The 18,844-nt window shown below is 55.8% G+C and carries 15 protein-coding genes; 10 read left to right on the forward strand and 5 right to left on the reverse strand.

The annotated features are described in order from the left end of the window. Positions 1-43: 43 nt before the first annotated feature. On the reverse strand, positions 44-685 hold the full coding sequence (locus tag M655_RS02295) for a thiamine diphosphokinase (RefSeq protein ID WP_025843678.1): 642 nt from the start codon (positions 683-685) through the stop codon (positions 44-46). A 14-nt stretch (positions 686-699) separates the two neighbouring features. Continuing rightward, complete coding sequence (locus M655_RS02300) at positions 700-1,125, reverse strand: 2Fe-2S iron-sulfur cluster-binding protein (RefSeq protein ID WP_025843677.1); 426 nt, start codon at positions 1,123-1,125, stop codon at positions 700-702. A gap of 146 nt (positions 1,126-1,271) precedes the next feature. On the opposite strand from M655_RS02300, the gene M655_RS02305 reads away from it, so the two are divergent. Continuing rightward, positions 1,272-2,180 carry a GNAT family N-acetyltransferase gene (locus M655_RS02305; protein WP_005830297.1) on the forward strand — a complete coding sequence of 303 codons (909 nt, stop codon included), beginning with the start codon at positions 1,272-1,274 and terminating at the stop codon, positions 2,178-2,180. Positions 2,181-2,197: 17 nt separating this feature from the next. Here M655_RS02305 and M655_RS02310 read toward each other — a convergent pair whose 3' ends face one another. Next, the gene (locus M655_RS02310; RefSeq protein ID WP_005830296.1) at positions 2,198-3,007 is read right to left on the reverse strand and encodes an Fpg/Nei family DNA glycosylase; all 810 of its coding nucleotides are present in this window, start codon (positions 3,005-3,007) and stop codon (positions 2,198-2,200) included. A gap of 200 nt (positions 3,008-3,207) precedes the next feature. Between M655_RS02310 and M655_RS02315 the strand changes: the two genes are divergently transcribed. Next, positions 3,208-4,365 (forward strand): THUMP domain-containing class I SAM-dependent RNA methyltransferase, encoded by a 1,158-nt coding sequence (locus tag M655_RS02315; protein WP_026557581.1) that lies wholly within the window; start codon positions 3,208-3,210, stop codon positions 4,363-4,365. A 36-nt stretch (positions 4,366-4,401) separates the two neighbouring features. Then, positions 4,402-7,098 carry a DUF4855 domain-containing protein gene (locus tag M655_RS02320; RefSeq protein WP_026557580.1) on the forward strand — a complete coding sequence of 899 codons (2,697 nt, stop codon included), beginning with the start codon at positions 4,402-4,404 and terminating at the stop codon, positions 7,096-7,098. 153 nt (positions 7,099-7,251) lie between these two features. Here M655_RS02320 and M655_RS02325 read toward each other — a convergent pair whose 3' ends face one another. Together M655_RS02325 and M655_RS02330 are read right to left on the reverse strand one after the other, a co-directional pair. After that, positions 7,252-7,470: a hypothetical protein gene (locus tag M655_RS02325; protein WP_129552168.1), complete on the reverse strand. Its 219-nt coding sequence runs from the start codon at positions 7,468-7,470 to the stop codon at positions 7,252-7,254. Positions 7,471-7,515: 45 nt separating this feature from the next. Further along, complete coding sequence (locus M655_RS02330) at positions 7,516-8,754, reverse strand: MDR family MFS transporter (RefSeq protein WP_005830290.1); 1,239 nt, start codon at positions 8,752-8,754, stop codon at positions 7,516-7,518. A gap of 700 nt (positions 8,755-9,454) precedes the next feature. Between M655_RS02330 and M655_RS02335 the strand changes: the two genes are divergently transcribed. From M655_RS02335 to M655_RS02365, 7 genes are all read left to right on the forward strand, one after another. After that, complete coding sequence (locus M655_RS02335) at positions 9,455-10,567, forward strand: aminopeptidase (protein WP_005830287.1); 1,113 nt, start codon at positions 9,455-9,457, stop codon at positions 10,565-10,567. A gap of 195 nt (positions 10,568-10,762) precedes the next feature. Beyond that, positions 10,763-11,698 carry an RluA family pseudouridine synthase gene (locus tag M655_RS02340; protein ID WP_005830285.1) on the forward strand — a complete coding sequence of 312 codons (936 nt, stop codon included), beginning with the start codon at positions 10,763-10,765 and terminating at the stop codon, positions 11,696-11,698. 221 nt (positions 11,699-11,919) lie between these two features. Next, on the forward strand, positions 11,920-12,543 hold the full coding sequence (locus M655_RS02345; protein WP_005830284.1) for a YhbD family protein: 624 nt from the start codon (positions 11,920-11,922) through the stop codon (positions 12,541-12,543). A gap of 18 nt (positions 12,544-12,561) precedes the next feature. Then, a complete protein-coding gene (locus M655_RS02350; protein ID WP_286085954.1) occupies positions 12,562-13,287 on the forward strand; it encodes a polymer-forming cytoskeletal protein in 726 nt (241 codons plus the stop codon). Positions 13,288-13,616: 329 nt separating this feature from the next. Continuing rightward, positions 13,617-14,243 (forward strand): TetR/AcrR family transcriptional regulator, encoded by a 627-nt coding sequence (locus M655_RS02355; RefSeq protein ID WP_026557578.1) that lies wholly within the window; start codon positions 13,617-13,619, stop codon positions 14,241-14,243. A 42-nt stretch (positions 14,244-14,285) separates the two neighbouring features. Continuing rightward, positions 14,286-15,518 carry an efflux RND transporter periplasmic adaptor subunit gene (locus M655_RS02360; RefSeq protein ID WP_005830279.1) on the forward strand — a complete coding sequence of 411 codons (1,233 nt, stop codon included), beginning with the start codon at positions 14,286-14,288 and terminating at the stop codon, positions 15,516-15,518. Continuing rightward, positions 15,515-18,625 (forward strand): efflux RND transporter permease subunit, encoded by a 3,111-nt coding sequence (locus M655_RS02365; RefSeq protein WP_007786138.1) that lies wholly within the window; start codon positions 15,515-15,517, stop codon positions 18,623-18,625. The genes M655_RS02360 and M655_RS02365 overlap by 4 nt, the downstream gene beginning before the upstream one ends. Positions 18,626-18,844 lie beyond the last annotated feature (219 nt).

An 18,844-nucleotide genomic window follows, 5' to 3' on the forward strand; every position in this document is an offset into this window, starting at 1 on the left:
CCGTTTGGTTGTAACGGCGCAGATCCTTTTTTTCCTGTGCGGCTCAATCCTTGCTTTTGATGACGAGCAGTTGGCCTGTAGCGACGTCAATCGTTCCTGTCTGTTCCGTGAGCACGTTGCTGATGCCGAGCGTGTCGCCGATGCGCAGCGTGGCGTTTTCCAGCGGATACATGAAGCCGCGCAAAGTAATGCCGCTGACTTCCGCCGTCAAAGGCAGCAGGGAGACGTGGGCAAAATGGTCCTGCTCGATGCGGCAATGGCTGTCGACCAGGCGAATTTCATTTCGCTCATCGACAATGCGGCAGGAAGCTTTCGCCTGCAATGCTTTGTGCAGCAGTTGGACGTTGGCGAGCGTATGATCGAAGCGCGAGCCAAGCACACCGAGCAGCACAATTTCCGCGGGCTTTTGCTGAATCGCCCAGGCGAGCGCCATTTCGGTATCGGTCAAATCCTTCATCACGGGGTCGCATGAAGAGACGTGTAGGCTGTGGCGCTCGATTTCCGCCATTTCTTCGGCTGTGACAGAGTCGAAATCGCCAATCGACAGGCGTGGCGCGAAGCCGTGGCGAACGAGGAACATTGCGCCCCGGTCGACGCCGACGAGCCAGTCGTCTGGGCGAATGTGGCGGATGGCCCAGTCACCCAGCTTCCCTCCTGCGAAAAGTAGGATGCGTGTTGGTTTCATGCTGCTGCCACCTTTTAATCCAATATCGTAGAGCGAAAAGTGCTTTGACAAGCGAGGCGATAGCCGGAGGCAAGCTTTTGGTCCAGCTTTTCCGATTCCTGCTTGGTCGGGGCATCGAGCAGAGAGGTGCCTGATACGACCAGGACACGGCACTTCCCGCAATAGCCCTGCCGGCATTTGTAGGAAAGCGGCTGCCCCTGTGCCAGTGCGGCTTGCAGCAGCGTCTGACAGGGGGCCTGTTCAACCGAAATCGTTTGGTCGTGCTGCTTGACCGTCACCTGTTTGCGCTTGATGGTAGTCTGGGGCTTGGTCTGAAGTCTGGAAAAGCTGCCAGCTCGCCCGGTTGTCTCCGGCATGTTACCGGACACAGGAGTAGGGGCTGGCGTCTGCACGGGAGAGCGTCCGGCGATAAGAGAGCCTACGGTGAGCTGTTTGCGCATAGGAACCTCCCGGGTACGTGATTTTTTCTATCTTACCACGCGAAAAGCAGGCGTGACAAAGAAAGCAAATGGCCGAACAGAAAAGATTGAATTTTTAGACCTTTTCAATTAAAATAATTTTATCGAAAAGAATGGAAGGTGATGGGATGATTACCATCAAGCGGATGAGTGACTGTACGTTTGCTGAAGTGACGAAAGCGTGGAACAGAGGATTTGAAGGCTATTTTATTCCGATCGTCATGACGGAGGAAATGCTGGTGCAGCGCCTGGGCAGCGAGGGCTATGCACTGTCGTTGTCTGTCGTCGCTTTTGACGGAACCGAGCCGATTGGACTTGTCGCAAGCGGACTGCGGACGATTGGCGGCCAAAAAGTCGCGTGGAACGGGGGGACAGGTGTCGCCACCGAATACCGCAGGCAAGGAGTGGGCCGTCAATTGATTGACGCTACGCTTGCGCTGTACCAAGAAGCGGGCGTGGAGGTTGCCACTCTGGAAGCGATGAGCCAAAACAGCAAAGCGATTGCCTTGTACGAGCAAAAAGGCTACGAAGTGGTAGACCGCCTCTTGTTCTGGCAACGAAGCGGTCCGCTGCCAGAGCACGCTTTTCACGCGCCGACCCAGTCTGACTACCGGATCAGAGGCGTGCTGGCCCAGGAAGTGGCGGCTCTGCCGTTTTACGCGGGGGATGTGGCCTGGCAAAACCAGTGGCAGAGCTTGCGCGACGCACAGGCGCTGGTGGTGGAGGACCGTCGCGGACAGGCAGTCGGGTATGCGATGTACAAAACGATGGTCAATGAAGCCGGACAGGTGAACGCCGTCGTTTTGCGGCAATGCGTGGCACAGCCGGACCATGAAGATGCCCTCGGCATTTTGAACGTCGCCCTTGCCCATGTGTTTGCCCCGTATGAGCGGGATTGCCGCAGGGCCACATTCAATTTGCGGGCAACGGAAGGGCTGCTGCTCGATGCGCTTGAGGCAGCGGGCTTCGGACCGTCGGAAACCGAGCAGGTGTACATGGTCAAACAGATGAAGGCGGCAGAACAAGTCGGGCAGTGACCGGGCAATTTGCCCCTTCAATGCTGGCAGTTGGTGCAGGCAAATACTTTGCGGGACGAAAGCTCGCCTTTTTCAATCGGCTGTCCGCAGCGCGGGCAAGGCTCTCCACCCCGGTCGTACACTTGGCAGCGCTCGTCGAATCCACCCGTCAAGCGGTCGCCGCGATACAGCGGCTGGTCCATGTAGCCGCCGAAGCGGATCGCTTCCGTAAGCACCGTCTGCATGGAATGGTACAGTCTCGCTCGCTCCCCGGCAGTCAGCTCGGGAATGCGCCGCGTCGGCAAAATTCCCGCGTGAAAGCAGATTTCGTCGGAGTAGCAGTTGCCGATGCCTGCGATCCAATGCTGGTCGACCAAGGTTGTTTTCAGCACGCCGCGTTTTTCTGCGAGCAGCTCAAGAAAACGATCGAGCGTAAAGCCCGGCTCCAGCGGCTCGGGGCCGAGCGAGGCCATCCTCTCGTCGATCTGGTCGGGGGTCAAAAGGTGCAAATAGCCAAGGCGCAGCCCGTGAAAATAAAGGATGCGCTCGCCAAAGGACAGCGTCACCTGGGCTGTTCGCGCCAGCTTGTCTTCCGCTGTGCCCAAGTAGAGGAAGCCGCCCAGCATGAGGTGCAGCAGCAGGACGTGCCCGCTCTGCAAATGAAACAAAAGGTGCTTCGCGCGCCGTTCGATGAGCGTCAGGCGGTTGCCCTGTACAGTCTGAACAAACTGCGCCGGGGGTACGTTAATCGTCTTTTCCCGCTGGACAGTGGCAGCGGTAATGGCAGCGCCGCAGATTTGCTGATGAAGCAGCCCGCGATACGTTTCCATCTCTGGCAATTCCGGCATTGGCGATTCTCCCCTTCCTGGAAGTGAATGTATTTTCATAGGATTCCCAGTATGGGCAGTCAGCATGCCAGACCCGTTCTCTTTTTGGTGGCGGGTCTTTTGGTATTGTTTTTGCACAAGATTACCAACCCCATTCGTAAATCGGGTAATATAGTATAAGGGTAAGCCCCGAAGCAATTTGGACGGACAGGAGATTACATATGCAAAAAGTAGAATTGATCGCTACGGCGACTTTTGGATTGGAATCGGTGGTGGCGGAGGAAGTAAAAGCGCTCGGCTACGGCCCGGTTCAGGTGGAAAACGGCAAAGTGACGTTCTCCGCCGATATTTCTGCGATTCCTCGCACAAATTTGTGGTTACGAACGGCCGACCGCGTGCGTCTAAAGATAGGGGAATTCAAAGCGACGACGTTTGACGAGCTGTTTGAACAGACAAAGGCCCTGCCTTGGGCCGATTGGATTACGGAAGACGCCGCGTTTCCGGTCGAAGGAAAATCGGTCAAATCCACCTTGTTCAGCGTGCCGGACTGCCAGGCCATCGTGAAAAAAGCGGTGGTGGAGAGTCTGAAAAAAACGTACAAGCGCGACTGGTTTGAGGAAAAAGGGCCGCTGTACAAAATCGAGGTAGCGCTGCTCAAGGATGTGGCGACGCTGACGATTGACACTTCGGGACCGGGGCTGCACAAGCGCGGCTACCGCGAGCTGATCGGTACGGCCCCATTGAAGGAAACGATGGCGGCGGCGATGATTTTGCTGTCCCGCTGGAAACCGGATCGCGTCTTCATGGACCCGTTTTGCGGCTCCGGCACGATTCCGATTGAGGCAGCGCTGATCGGACAAAACATCGCACCGGGAATGAACCGGGAATTTGTGTCCGAAGCGTGGCCCGTCATTCCGAAGACAGCCTGGAGAGAGGCGCGCGCCGAGACGCACGATTTGGCCCGCTACGACCAGAAGCTGGAGATTATCGGAACTGACCTGGATGACGAAATCCTCAAAGTCGCGCGCCGCAATGCCGCCGAAGCGGGCGTGGACGAGCTGATTCATTTCCAGCGCATGGACGTGCGCGATGTGCGGACCAAGCGCAAGTACGGCTATCTGATTTGCAATCCGCCGTACGGGGAGCGCCTGGGCGAGTGGAAGCAGGTCAGCAGGCTGTACGGCGAAATGGGGAAAACGTTTGCTGCCATGGACACGTGGTCTTTTTACATCATCACTTCGGACGAGCAGTTTGAGGAGCATTTCGGGCGGACGGCGAGCAAGAAGCGCAAGCTCTACAACGGCAACATCAAGGTGGACTACTATCAGTTTTTCGGCCCCAAGCCGCCTCGTCAGCCCATGGTTTCCCCGACCGAATAAACGCAGCAGAGGGGCATATTGGAGGAGAAGTTTGCAATGAGAAAGAGAACATTTGGGAGCAAGATGCTTACTGCCTGTCTGGCGCTGTCTGCCTTGCTGGTTCAGGTGGCTCCGCCATCGTATGCGGCAAATGAGCCACAGCAGAAGGCAGAGACCGGAAAAGCAGCGCAGGAGACTGTGGAATTTACCGATTTGGGGAACAGCTATGCACGTAACGCCGTCAATCGGCTGGCCGGGCTGCACCTCATCAGCGGTCAGGGCGATGGCCGCTTCAATCCGCAAAACACCATGTCGCGCCAGGATATCGCGGTGCTGCTGACAAAGGTAGTGGGCTTGCAGCCGAGCCAGATTGAACAGGCTGTGTTTGCCGACGTGCCGAAGGAAAGCCCGTATGCTCCGTTTGTTTACGGACTCGCCGACCTTGGCGTGATGACTGGCAGAGGCAATCAGACACTCGGCGGCTCCGATCCGCTTACCCGGCAGGAGCTGGCCGTCATCCTGTCTCGCTTGATGAAGGCGAGCGGCGTCACAAAAGCGCCGGCACAAAGTACGGTCGCCTACAGCGACGAAGCGGAAATCGCCGACTACGCCAAAGCGGCGGTCGAGGAAGTGACCAACCAGCGCTGGATGCAGGGCGCGGCTGGCAAATTCAACCCGGGCGGAACCGTGACCCGCGCGGAGGCGGCAGTCATCGCGGAGCGCGTGCTCGATGCCCGCTACCAGCAGGCGGAGCAGGTGGATTTTACGGTAGACACGCCGCGTCTGAGCGTGCTTGCAGGTACGAGCGAGCGGCTGGCGGTAAAAAGCGCCAAAGGGGACGAGCTGCCTTTTACCCCGATCTTCGCCTTTGATCGCCCTGAGCTGGGTACGGTGTTGGCAGACGGAACCTTCGTCGCAGGCCCGACTCCGGGAAAAGGAAACTTGACCGTAACAGTGGGCTATAAAACCGTGACGGTCCCGGTGGAGATCAAGGACGCTGGCAAACCGCCTGTCGCAGAGGCGGGAGAGTCTGGCTCAACTGGCACAACCGCCCCGACTGTCACTGCTCCTGCCGATAGACCGCAAGCTGGCGAGAGCAAGCCAGCGACAGAGAGCGAGAAAACGGAAACTGACCCGGCAACGGCTGCCGACGATGCGCAGCAACCAGCAGAAGAGAAAGAAGCGGTCGAGCCTGCCGAGCAGGACGAGCTGGTCAACATCGCTCCGGGCAGCTTCACCTCGGTCGCTACTTTTGGACCGCCGGACTCGTATTTCCAGCAGGTGGAAAAGCAGTATCCAGGCCCTGTAGGCGGACTGGTCACGCCTTCCGAGGAATGGACCGGGTACAACCGTCAGTTCGGCCGCAAGGTGACGGTTTCGCTCAACGAAGCAAAGCCGCTGGAGCGGGTCGCGTTGACGTTCAAGCAGCAAAAAACGTCCGGGATCACGCTGCCGGAATACATGGAAGTCGAAGTGTCCCGCGACGGTAAAGCGTGGTCGTACGCCGGACGCGCTGTCCACGACGTTCCTGCTAGCGAGAATCAGGTGGTCGTGCGCACGCTCGCCGTCACGCTGCCTGATGTACAAACGCGTTACGTCCGGGTATCGTTCCCGGTGAAGGTGTTTGCTTTTGCCCGCCAATTGGAGGTCTGGGCGAAAAACGAGAGCGACTGGCAAGGCGGAGCTGTCCTCTTGCCGCCGCCAAGCCCGGCGAAAGCGACGCAGGACCAAAAAGCGACGCGCCGCGTGGAAAACATGCTGCTCGCTTACTCGGGAGCGTATGGAGAGCGCGGAACGTGGACGAAGGAAGATTTTCTGCCGATGGTCGGCTATCGCACTGCGGACGGCTACATGCGCGACCAGATGTTCGACACGATCCTTTTCCTGCCGTACCAGAACATGCCTGTCACCAAAGACGGCTGGCGCGGCTACATGAATGACTTGTTCGGTACTGGCAAGCAGCTCGATGCGTTGAACCAGGCGATGCGGGAGTACAATCGCCTGCGCGGCACGCTGTACACGACGCCGACCCAGGAAAATGTCGTGCTGGCCTTGCCGTATCCAAACGCTGCTCAAACCAACTTCGGCCAGATTGTGGACAACAAGCCGTCCTTGTCGTTCAATCCTGCGGGAATCGGGGAGGAACAGGCTTACCTGAACCGCAAGGCGGCGCTGGAATGGTACTTCCAGGAGCTGCAAAAGCGCTGGAACAAGGAAGGGTACGCCTATCTGAAGCTGGAAGGCATCTACTGGTTCCACGAGCTGATCGAGGACAGCGCCCCGAAAGAGCGCACCCTCATTCGCGACATGGCCAGCATGGTGCATAACGAAGCGCTGCGTTTTTACTGGATTCCTTACTACGGGGCGCCGGGCGTGGCCGAGTGGAAGTCGTTGTCCTTCGATTACGCGTTCCTGCAGCCTAACTACTACAGCGACAAGCCTGTGCAGCTCGACCGGATCGAAGGCGTGCTGGACGTCGTCAGCAAGTACGGGATGGGCGTAGAGATCGAAGGGGACGAGCGGATGTACCGCGATCCGAAGTTCTACCAGACTTACTACAACCAGCTCGTAGCTGCCCACAAGCTGGGGATGGACAAAAACAACATCCACGCTTACTACTACGGCTCCAAGACGCTGATCGAGTCGGCGAACAGCAAGGACCCGGTCATGCGCGCCATTTACGACGATACGTACAAATGGATGCGCGGACGTTTTGACCGGGAAGAATATTTTGAGGCGACCGAGCTGCCTTAGGGCGTGAAAAAAAGAGTCTGTTTCCCCGCGTGTGGTGGGAGACAGGCTCTTTTTTGGTGCGTGGGCGGAGTAGAGGTCAGGGCGGACTTCGCTCGTGTAGCATCGGACAGAGTCAGGCCCCTTCAAGCTTGCTTGCAGCAGCAGCGCTGTTCGCTACACGGGAGAAGACGGCATTTTTCCGAGCGTCTGCCCACGGATCGCTACCAGATCGCGCAAGATCGCCGCTCGCATCGAAACGAGCCGCGGACACGGGTGATAGTAGTCTTGGCCGTTGGAGCATTTTTTTCCGAAAACAGGGACACCGGACAAGGCAATTTGCTTCTTCCACAAGCTTTTCAGCGCAGAAAAGTGCCGCCATGACCTTCGTTGCAAGCACCTTTTATTACGTACAGGCTGCCACTCGTCCCTGACCTGTGCCTAGTCTGCCTGTTTGGCCGGGATCATGCGGAACAAGACGATATACAGATAGGCGCTGAGCAAGGTAATCCCGAGAATCACGCTGAACACTCCCAGCGGAGAGAGCCATTGGGACAGCCCGATCGTCAGCGGGGCAATGAAGCGTCCGATGGAAAACTGCAGCGAAGAAGCCCCCATATACTGCCCGCGCGCGTCTTCTGGCGAGTATTTGCTGATGAAGCTTTGCGCGACCGGCGTGCGGATCAGCTCGCCCAAGGTCAGTACGCCCATACAGGCGAACAGCAGCCAAATATTTGTGGTAAAGGCCATGAAAAACATGCCGAATCCGTACAGGACAGACGAAATCACGAGGCTGTTGCGGTCGTTCCAGCTTTCAAACCAGCGCGTGACAGGCAGGGTGAACAGGACGACGAGCAGGCCGTTTAGTCCCATCAGCCAGCCGAATGCGCTCGTGCCCCCCACAGACAGCTTCCAGTCGCCCCAGGACAGCAGCGTCTGGTCAAAGACGTGCTCTTTGATGTACAAAGCCATGTACATATCGAGCTGCATGAAGGCGAAAGCGATCAGGATGCCCGCGACGATGTAGAGGGCGAAAGCCTTGTCGCGGAAAATAATCGCGTAGCTTTTGAATTGCTGGGTCAGGGAAAAACGTTCCTTGGCCTTTTCCTGGCGAATGTGATCGGGCAGCGTCTCTTTTATCAGGAAAAAGAGGGCGAGCGCAAACAAAAACTCGATGATTGTACAGACGAGCAACAGCTCTGAGCGGTAGTGGACGAAAAAGAACGAGCCGAGAACAGGGCCAGCCACGACCCCGATGTTCATCGCGGTGTAAAACGTGGCGAAGACGATCCGGCGGTCTTCCTCCGTCGTCAGGTCGGCGACCATGGCAGAGCTGGCAGGCCAGTAAAGCGCCCCGCCAATCCCGATCCCGATAAACGCGATATAGTCAATCCACGGCGATGGGGAGAAAGCAAACAGGGCAAACATCGCCGTCGACGTACAGAGCGAGAGCAGCATCGTAAATCGCCGCCCTACCCGGTCAGCCAAATAGCCCCCGAACAGATTGAACAGCATGCCGAGCAGCGGCGGCACCATCAGGAGCAGCCCGGCTACGTCCTTGCCGAACGTATCGCTGAAGTAAAGCGCCATAAACGGAAAGTACATCCAGAAAAAAGTATGGGTAATCAGTTCGCCAAAAAGACGCACCTTTAAGTTCAAATCCCACGAACGCCATTGCATGACACAAATTCCTCCATTTCTTTTTACGTTCAAATAATCAGCAGGTGCCGTGACCGCGCTTTTTTCCGAAAGAGGACAAGGCGGCTGCTCTTTTTGGGCCAAACATCTCGATGCACGGCTCTTCGCGGGTTTTTCCACAACAAAAAGCGCAAACGGCTGGAGAGACAATGCTCTTTTCCGCTTGCGCTTGATCGGACGATACAAGGGTGGCAGGAAAATCCGAAAAATCGGGGAGCAAAGAAGGCTTTGTGCCCACGAAAAAAGGGTACAAAAAGCCAACTGCTCACACCGCGTATCGGCACCCACCAGTCATATCGGGAAAAAGACGGAAGCGGTTCAGGCATCCTGCAGTATCAAACGATAGATAGGGTTGGTAAGAGGCGGGGCCTCTCAGCAAAAGGCCCTACCTAAGCAGTGATAACTACAGAAAACACCATGAACTCAGCACTCCCGTCTTTCAAAATATTTGAACAGGTAAACTCTTGTTGATTAGAATACTCTACGGAAATGATTTTAGGCAAGAGAAATTTTCGCTTTTTTTGGAATTGTACCAAGCGCTGTCAGCTTCCGCCCCGTTGCGCGCTCGCAGGTGGTATGATAGTCAGGACGAGGCGGACAGAGTCGGAGCCTGATTGAAAAAGCGCCGCCCATTCGGTAAAATATTTTTTATTAAGTTCATGATGAAAACGGGGGAGATTGAATGTTGGACACTCGAATTGTCAAGCTGGCAGAAAATCTGCTCAGTCATTCCGTGCGGTTGCAGGAAAAGGAAACGCTGTTGATTGAAGTGCGCGGGGAAGGCCACGCGCTGGCAAAAGAGCTGGTCAAGCAAGCGTACGCCAAGGGAGCCTATCCGTTTGTGCGGGTTCTGGACATGCAAATCCAGCGGGAGCTGATGATGGGAACAAGCGCAGAGCGGGCGACCCATCTGGCCAAGTGGGAAGAGCCGATGTTCAAGGATCTCGATACGTATATCGTTATCAACGGCCCGTCCAATGACAGCGAAATGTCAGATGTGCCGGTAGACCGTCGCCGCGCCCACCAGAGCGTGATGCAAGAGCTGAACGATTACCTCGTATCGAATGTGCGCTGGACGCTGCTCAACTACCCGACAACGGCGATGGCCCAGAGTGCCAACATGTCTACAGAGGCGTTCGAAGACTTTTACTTCGATGTCTGCTCCCTGGACTACAAAAAGATGCACGAGGCATTCCTCCCGTTGAAACAATTGATGGACCGCACAGACAAAGTGCGTCTGGTCGGGCCGGGAACCGACCTGCGCTTCTCGATCAAGGACATCCCGAACGTCATCTGCTCCGGACTGCGCAATATCCCGGACGGCGAAATCTTCACCGCACCTGTGCGCGATTCGGTGAACGGCAAGATTACGTTCAACACAGCGACCAGCTATATGGGCACCCGGTTTGAAAATGTCAGCCTGACGTTTGAAAACGGCAAAATCGTAGAAGCGACCGCCAACAACACCGAGAAGCTCAACCAAATTTTCGACACGGACGAAGGCGCGCGGTACATCGGCGAGTTTGCGATCGGCGTGCACCCGTACATTTTGCATCCGATGAACGACATCCTGTTCGACGAGAAGATTGCGGGCAGCTTCCACTTCACGCCAGGCCGCGCGTATGAAAACGCGGACAACGGCAACCGCAGCCAGATCCACTGGGACATGGTGAATATCCAGCGCCCTGAGTACGGCGGCGGCGAAATCTGGTTTGACGACGTCCTGATTCGCAAGGACGGCCTGTTTGTCCTGCCTGAGCTGCAAGGGCTGAACCCGGAAAACCTGAAAGGGTAACCACGAGAAAAACAAGCCATCATGCTACGAGCATGGTGGTTTTTTTGGCAACGATAGTTTCCGCCAAAGGCTTGGCGCAGCCGAGATTGCTGTGGCCTGCAGGCAGCTTGCGGGAGCGCGGGCAATTTGGGAGGCGGGCATGTCAGGCGTCCTTTTGCTACAATAGGGAAAAAGCATGGAACAGAGGGATCAGACGTGAGCCGCAAAGACTGGATGGAATACACCGTCAAGGAAGAAGACACCGGAATGAACGTGGAACAAATTGTCCGGCAAAAGCTGAGCGTATCCGGGCGCATGATGCAGCGGCTGACGAGAAGCAAAGGGATTTTGCTCAACCGCAAGCCGCCTTTTTTGCAGCGGCAGGTGAAGGCGGGAGATGTGATCGCTGTGCGCGTAGCCGATCGGCAGGAGCAGCTTCAACCGCCGCCGCAGCTTGCTGCCCAACCGTTGACCACGGACAGCAAGGTTGTTCCGGTGGACATTTTGTATGAGGACGATCATTTGCTGGTCGCAAACAAACCGGCAGGCTTGATGGTGCATCCCGTCAAGCAGGAGCATAATGAAACATTGTTGCACTCGTTGGCTGATCTGTTCGCCAAAAGGGGAGAGAGCGTCAGCATCCATCCCGTGCATCGACTCGATAAAGACACCTCCGGGGCCATCCTCGTGGCAAAGAGCAGCTACGGCCATCAGTTGGCTGACCGGGTCCTGCGCGAAGGAGGCCTGCACCGCGAATATTTGGCCGTAGTCAGCGGACGGCTGGCAGATGGCACGGGGACGATTGAAGCGCCCATCGGCAAAGACCCGCGCCATCCGACGAAAAGGCGGGTGACAGACGGCGGAGATCACGCTGTCACGCATTACGAGGTGAAACAGACTTCGGAAGGGATGTCTCTCGTCCGCGTCTGGCTGGAGACGGGGCGAACGCACCAAATACGCGTACACTTCGCCCATATCGGCCACCCGCTCGCAGGAGACACGCTGTACGGCGGAGCGAGAGGGCTGTTGCGCAGGCAGGCATTGCATGCCGCCAGCTTGCGCTTTGTGCATCCGCTGCTCGAAAAGGAGCTGGCGGTAGAAGCTCCGGTGCCAGCAGACATGAGGCGGTTGCTGCAGGCTGAATTTGCATAGGTGTGAGGAAAAGAAAAGGACTTTGCCAGAAGTCCTTTTTTTCGTATAGAGCCGATGTTTATCCGGCATGCGTGCAAGATGGCGAGACTGGGGACGAAGTGAGAAGCAAGACTCAAGGCCGCGTCAATGGCCTGGCTCAGCCAAATTTTCTAATGGGCAAAACGAAAGGGAGTTGAATAACGTAACAGTGTTATGTTGCATTGTTTTTGGAGGTGCTTTACATGGACCCTAACCTGATCTCAAAAAAGGAGCTGCTGGAGCTGACGGGGATATCGTACGGTCAACTGTACCGCTGGAAGCGCAAAAACCTGATTCCAGAGGACTGGTTTATTCGGCGGGCGACTTTTACCGGACAGGAAACCTTTTTCCCGCGAGAACAGATCATGAACAGGATCGAAAAGATCGTTCACATGAAAGACGACTTGTCTCTCGATGAGCTGGCCGACATGTTTTCCCCCAATTTGGCTAGTACGCAACTGACCTCCGACGAGCTGCTTGTGCGAAACATTGTTTCTGTGCATTCCCTGGAGCTGTTTGCAAAGTACTACGGCAAGCCGGAGGTGTACTCGTTCGAGCAGATGCTGTACGTCTACGTCCTGGATCGGCTGTTGAAAACGGGGGAAATGAGCGTCGACGAGAGCGGCGGGCTGTTGCAGGTGCTGGTCGATCACTATCCGAGCTTTGAGGGCAAGGCTTGCGAACTGATTTTTGTGCGGAAAATGGGGATTTCCACGTTTGCGCTGGTGCAAGGCTCCGCTGATCTGCATTTTGACAGCGGGACGAAATGGGTGGTTCGGCTGAACTTGGCCGCATGCATAGAAGAGTTGAAAGCAAAAATCTTGTAGGCATAGGAGATGAAGGCGATGAGCGAAAACAAGCCAGACCTCGTCATTCACGGCTCGGTGAATGCTTCGGGAGGCACGTATAACAAAGTAGATGTGCAGGGCTTTGGCAAAATCAAAGGGGATGTGGATTGCGAGACGCTGCATTGCGCGGGCCATCTCGGCATCGCCGGGAATGTGCGGGGAGCATCGGCAAAGGTGGAGGGAAATTCGTCCATCAGCGGCAACGCCGAGCTGGAAACGATCGAAGTGTACGGCCAACTCGATGTGGATGGTGACTTGTCTTTTACCAAAATGAGAGTAGACGGCAGCACGAAGGTGCGCGGCAGCCTGACAGGCGAAGAAGTGAAGGTGCGCGGCATGCTGAAGACGACAGGGGATTGCGAAGCAGAAGTGTTCTCTGCAAAAGGCGCGTTTACCGTTGGCGGCCTGCTGAATGCAGGGCGGATCGAAGTCTATCTGCACGCCGGCTGCGAGGCAAAGGAAATGGGCGGAGAGTACATCGAGGTCCGCAAAGGAGGCAGCAGCACGCTCAACAAGCTGTTGAAGCATATTTTTAACAACGCCTTTATCCTCTCGGTAGACACGATTGAAGGCGATGACATTTATTTGGAATATACACACGCCAAGGTCGTTCGCGGCAAAAACGTCGAGATTGGACCGGGCTGCGAGATTGAGCTGGTCGAGTCTTCGGAAGAGTTTCGTCTCGATCCCGACTCCCAGGTCAAGCAGCATGTAAAGCGGTGAGGCCGACAGGTTGAAACCCTCGGCTTGGCATTTGGATATCCGGCTGCCATATGCCGTGGTGTACATCTCTGGGAAAAGAGCAGTTGCAAAAAAAGCATGCGAAAACTCATTCTGGCAAAGCAACAAACGGCCTAGAGTAGCGGGTGGATGCTATGCAGCCGGACAAAAAACAAGCTGAGGGAGAGCTTGTTTTTTTGTTAGGGGAGATGAAGTGAATTTTTTCGTTTGCGAACGCATGCAAGTATTTACATGCATGCATCGCCGGGATATAATGTGCATGGAAATTTATGAAAATGAAAGCAATTGCTTGCATGGTTCGGAGGTGCATTATGGATCACCCACATATAGATCAGGCTTCTGGAGGGAGGGGAGAGGAGCAGGAGACGCGGGAGAAAATTTTGTCTGCGGCCCGCCAGTTGATGGCGCAAAAAGGCTACAAGGGAGCGACGACCCGCAAAATTTCCGAACTGGCCGGAGTTAATGAGGTGACGATTTTTCGCCATTTCAAAACGAAGGTGGCAATTCTCGAAGAGCTGCTCAAAGACGTTCTCGACGTGCGGGAGCAGTTGGAGCAAGGGCTGCAGGGCGAGTTCGCCAACGTCAAAGAGATGCTTATTACGTATGCAAGGACGTATTACCACTTGCTGGTGGAGCGCAAAGAAATTTTGATGATTTGCATTGTCGAGGCAGACAATTACCCGGAGGTCGTCAAGCTGTTCAGCAGTTTGCCGATGACCGCCGTAGACGTGCTGAGCGCAAAGCTCGCCGAATTTCAGGAGCAGGGACACCTGCCCAAATCTGATCCTTGCACAGCGGCTTTGATGTTCATTTCGACGTTCTTTTATGCGTTCATGGCCAAGTACCGCGTCAGCTTTGATGCCCCGATCATCAATGACGAGGAACAACTGTATGAGCATGCGTCAGAAATTTTGCTGGAAGGAATCAAACGGGCGTAAAAAAACAAAATCGTGTGATGGTACATAGGAGCGGGGGAAGTCATGAAGAGAAAATGGCTTGTGTCTGTAATGATGATGGGATTGTTGACAACAACGGCATGCAGTGAGCAGCAGCCTGCCGCAGCCCCGGAAAAGGAAGTCAAGCAGGTCGTCGTGGCCGCAGTCAAAAAGGAACAGGCGGAAACGGTGTCAGAGCTGTCTGGAACGCTGGAGCCGCTGGAAGAGGCTGTCGTCTCTTTTGAAGTGGGCGGCCAGCTCGTGGAGATGGCGAAAAACGAGGGCGACAAGGTCAAGGCGGGGGATGTGCTGGCTCGGCTCAACGCGCAGGACTATTCGCTGCAGGTCGCTTCCTCGGACGCAGCGGTTCAACAGAGCGCTGCCAATCTGAGCAAGGTCAACAACGGAGCGCGGGAGCAGGAGATCGCCCAGGCGCGGCTGCTGGTCGAAAAGGCAACGGTTGCTCTGCAAAAAATGCAGGATGATTTCAAACGGATTGAACAGCTTTATCAGCAAAAGGCGATTTCGCAAAGCGAGTTCGAGACGGCGCAGAACGGGCTGACGCTTGCGCAAAAAGATTTGCAAAATGCACAACAGGCGTACTCGCTGGTGACCCAGGGGGCGCGTCCAGAAGACAAGGAGCTGAGCCGGGCCACCTACAACCAGGCTGTGATCGCAAAACAAGTGGCGGCAAGCACCCTGGCAAAAACACAGCTTCGCTCTCCCATCAATGGCACCATCATCGCCAAGCTCACATCTGCGGGCAATCTGGTCGGATCCGGGACTCCTGTGTACAAGGTCGGCAATATCGACACGCTAAAAGTCGTGCTGCCAGTACCTGACCGCGAGATTTCCGTCTGGAAGGAAGGCGAGACGATTTCGCTCGATCTGTACGGCCAGAAGCGCGACGGCAAGGTCACCAAAATATACCCGGCGACCAACCAGAGCACAGGGACGATCGGTGTGGAAGTGCAGGTGGCCAACTCCGCGCACGACTGGTTTGCCGGGCAAGTCGTCAAGGCGACCAAGACGATCAAAGGGCAGGCTGGCGTCTATGTTCCGGTTGAGGCCGTTATCAGCCGAGGAAAAGACGACGCCCATGTGTTTCTCAATGCGGGCGGCAAGGCTGTAAAAACAAAGGTAGAGATCGGACAGATTTCCAATGACAAACTGGAAATCAAAAGCGGGCTGAAAGAGGGGGACCAACTGATCGTCAAAGGTGTCGACCGTTTGTTTGACGGCGACCCGATTGAGTCGGCAGGAGGGAACCAGCCGTGATTACGTACATCGTCAAGAAACGCAAGATCACACTGCTGTTTTTTGTCATGGTCGTGCTGGTCGGCTTCCTCAGCTTTTTTCAGCTACCGAAGCAGGAGTCGCCTGACATCATCGTCAACCTGGCGACCGTGACAACCATTTACCCGGGAGCTTCGCCAGAGAAGGTCGAGCAGACGGTGACGAAGAAGCTGGAGGAAAAAATCAACGAGTTGCAAGGACTGAGCTATATTTCCTCCACCTCTTCGCTAGGCGTCTCCTCGATCATCGTGGAAGCGAAAAGCGATGTGGACCCGAAGCAAAAATGGGATGAGCTGCGCAAAAAGGTAAAAGACGCAGAGGCCGAGCTTCCGGCAGATGCAAAGCAGCCGATCATCAACGACGACCTGAACCGCACGTTTGTCCAGACGTTTGCGGTGACGGCAGATTCGCGGGAGCAACTGTACAGCATGCGCGACATGCTGAAGTCGTGGAAAGAGCAACTGCGCACGATTCCCAATGTGGCGGACGTCCAGGTAGAAGGCTTGCCGAAGCAGGAAGTTCACATCGAGGTGGATACGCAAAAGCTGAGCCAATACGGCATAACGTGGAGCCAGGTAATGATGGCGGTCAAACGGGAAAATGAAAAAATCCCGCTGGGCGATTTGACGACCGACAAACGCACTTATCAATTGAAGCTGGCGGAAAACGTGAATGTGGAAGAGCTGAACAACGTATTGATCTCCCGCACACAAGCGGGCTTCCCGATCTATTTGAAGGACATCGGGCAGGCGAAGCTGACGACGGAGACAGTCAAATCGGTCTCTTATTACAACGGCAAGCCTTCGATCTCGGTCAGCATCAATGCGGAGACAGGAAGCGACGTGCCATCGCTGCAAAAGCGCGTGGACGAAATGATGCTGACGCTGGACAAATCGCTGCCAGTCTGGGCGGAAAGACATTCGATCTACAGCCAAAACGAGCGCGTGGATGAGCTGTTCAGCGATCTTACCCGGGAAATGATTATTGCCGTCATCGCGGTTTTGCTCGTCTGCACGCTGGGCTTGAACCTGATTACTTCGTTTGTCGTGGCTTTGGCGATCCCGATTTCGCTTGCGGTAGGGCTCTTGTTCCTACCGTCGCTTGGCATCACGATGAACATGATTTCGATTGTCTCGCTCATTATCGTGCTGGGAATTTTGGTCGATGACGCCGTGGTAGTGAACGACAACATTGAGCGGCGCTTGTCCGTGCTGGGCGAAAAGCCGCTGGCGGCAGCAGTCAACGGCGCCAGGGAAGTGTCCATTTCGATTGTGACCGCGACATTGGCGACGATTGCCTCGTTTGCCCCGCTGATGTTTTTGAACGGAAACGCAGGCCAGTTCATTCGCCCCGTCCCGGCGATCATTTCGTTGACGATGCTGGCGTCCATGATTATGTCGCTGACGATCATTCCGATTTTCCGGCAATGGTATGAAGAGCGGCGCAAAGCAGGCGCGGAAGGGTACCGCAAGCCTGCGGGGCTGCTGGGCAAACAACTGACGCAGTTGACGAACTGGTACGCAGGCAAGCTGATGCCGAAAATTCTCAAGCGTCCGCTGTTGGCCGGGATGATTGGCGTTTTGATCGGGACGGCCGCATACGGCTTGATTCCGCTCACTCCCGTGCAGTTGTTCCCGAACGATGACCGCCCGCAGTTTCTCGTAGATATTCGCGTGCCAGTAGGGAGCAGTCTGGAGGAGACAGATCGGGTCGTGCGGGGCGTATCCGACTGGATCATGAAGCAGCATGGAATCGAATCGGTCGCCTCCTACGCCGGGGGCAGCGCTCCGAAAATGTTTGGCGGCGACACAGAGGCGGGAAGCGGCATCACCGTCGGGCAGCTCGTCGTGCGTTTTAATGAAAAGGAAACGAAGATCGAAAACATGCTGGAGCCTTGGACGGAAGAGTTCAAGAAAATGTACCCGGAAGCGACTGTTTTGCCTAAGCAGTTGGAGGCGGGACCGCCTGTCGGCAAGCCGGTTGTCATCCGCGTGTACGGGGAAGACATCGAGACGCTCCGCTCGCTTGCGGCGCAAATCAAAGACAAGGTGGCGGGGATTGCAGGCACCTACGACGTGCAGGATAATTTCGGCCTAGAGCGCTACACGCTTGAATTTGTCGTCAACAAAGAGCTGATGGAGCAAAAGCTGGTCAACTACACGGACCTGTCGACGACGCTCAGGTTGGTCAGCGAAGGGATCAGCGTCAGCGAGTTCGACACCGGCGACGAATTGATCGACATGAAGCTGTTCCTGCAAAAAGGCGAAGAAGACCCTGCTCTGTTGTTTCAGCGTCTGAGCATCGCCAACGCCCGTGGCGAGCTGATTCCGCTGTCGCAACTGGCGGAAGTAAAGCCGACTTTCAGCACGCAGGCGATTCCGCATCGCGATTTGTCGCGGAGCGTAACGGTATCGGCTGATGTCAAAAACCGCACGGCAACAGAAGTGATGACGGAAATTCAGCCGATGCTCGACAGCATGTCTTTGCCCGAAGGCTATCGCATTGACATCGGCGGGGAAACGTCAGAGCAGACGGATATTTTTATCGACATGGGCAAACTGTCCATTCTCGTCGTGTTCCTGATCTTGATTTTGATTGCGATGCAATTTTACTCGCTGTCCATCCCGGTGCTGGTCATGAGCACCGTCTACTTGGCGGTAGCGGGCAGTCTGATCGGACTGTTCGTGACCCAGACGCCGCTTGGCTTCATGACGATGATGGGAGTCATCTCGCTGTCGGGAATCGTCGTGCGCAACGGAATTGTGTTCATCGAGTTCATCGAAGAAGCGCGGCATGCAGGGGCAGAGCTGAAGCAAGCTGTCATTTCGGCAGGCGAGGCGCGCTTGCGGCCGATTTTGCTGACCTCGTTTACTGCGGTGGCGGGTCTCATGCCGCTCGCGATTTCCGGCGACGTCCTGTTCAAGCCGCTCGCCGTCACGATCATTTCCGGCCTGCTGTTCTCGACGCTGTTGACGTTGATAGTCGTGCCGTCCTTCTACACGGTGCTGACCCAGCGCAAGCTGAAAAAGCAGGCGAAAAAAGCGGCAAAGCGTCCGGACTTGTACGGGCCGGAGGCAGAGATGATGTAAGGAAAATACAGCAGCGGCAGTCTCTCGCGCAATTTGCGACAGGGACGCCGCTGTTTCGTTTTGGTTGCTGGCTGTGAAGGGGGAGGCGAGCACGAGCGGCAGCAGGACATTGCTTACCGATTGGGCATGTGCCATTTTCGCCCTGCGCCACCCGATGAACTACAGCAAGGGAAGCGAGACGACCAGCAAGAGTGGGCTGCCCACGAAAAAAAACAGCTT

It is taken from the genome of Brevibacillus sp. NSP2.1 (genome assembly GCF_000470975.2).
Lineage (GTDB): Bacteria > Bacillota > Bacilli > Brevibacillales > Brevibacillaceae > Brevibacillus > Brevibacillus agri.

Excerpts from the sequence above, each read along its gene's own strand:
- M655_RS02295 (WP_025843678.1), bottom strand. The coding sequence starts at position 685 with ATGAAACCAACACGCATCCTACTTTTCGCAGGAGGGAAGCTGGGTGAC.
- M655_RS02300 (WP_025843677.1), bottom strand. The coding sequence starts at position 1,125 with ATGCGCAAACAGCTCACCGTAGGCTCTCTTATCGCCGGACGCTCTCCC.
- M655_RS02305 (WP_005830297.1), top strand. The coding sequence starts at position 1,272 with ATGATTACCATCAAGCGGATGAGTGACTGTACGTTTGCTGAAGTGACG.
- M655_RS02310 (WP_005830296.1), bottom strand. The coding sequence starts at position 3,007 with ATGCCGGAATTGCCAGAGATGGAAACGTATCGCGGGCTGCTTCATCAG.
- M655_RS02315 (WP_026557581.1), top strand. The coding sequence starts at position 3,208 with ATGCAAAAAGTAGAATTGATCGCTACGGCGACTTTTGGATTGGAATCG.
- M655_RS02320 (WP_026557580.1), top strand. The coding sequence starts at position 4,402 with ATGAGAAAGAGAACATTTGGGAGCAAGATGCTTACTGCCTGTCTGGCG.
- M655_RS02330 (WP_005830290.1), bottom strand. The coding sequence starts at position 8,754 with ATGCAATGGCGTTCGTGGGATTTGAACTTAAAGGTGCGTCTTTTTGGC.
- M655_RS02335 (WP_005830287.1), top strand. The coding sequence starts at position 9,455 with ATGTTGGACACTCGAATTGTCAAGCTGGCAGAAAATCTGCTCAGTCAT.
- M655_RS02345 (WP_005830284.1), top strand. The coding sequence starts at position 11,920 with ATGGACCCTAACCTGATCTCAAAAAAGGAGCTGCTGGAGCTGACGGGG.
- M655_RS02350 (WP_286085954.1), top strand. The coding sequence starts at position 12,562 with ATGAGCGAAAACAAGCCAGACCTCGTCATTCACGGCTCGGTGAATGCT.
- M655_RS02355 (WP_026557578.1), top strand. The coding sequence starts at position 13,617 with ATGGATCACCCACATATAGATCAGGCTTCTGGAGGGAGGGGAGAGGAG.
- M655_RS02360 (WP_005830279.1), top strand. The coding sequence starts at position 14,286 with ATGAAGAGAAAATGGCTTGTGTCTGTAATGATGATGGGATTGTTGACA.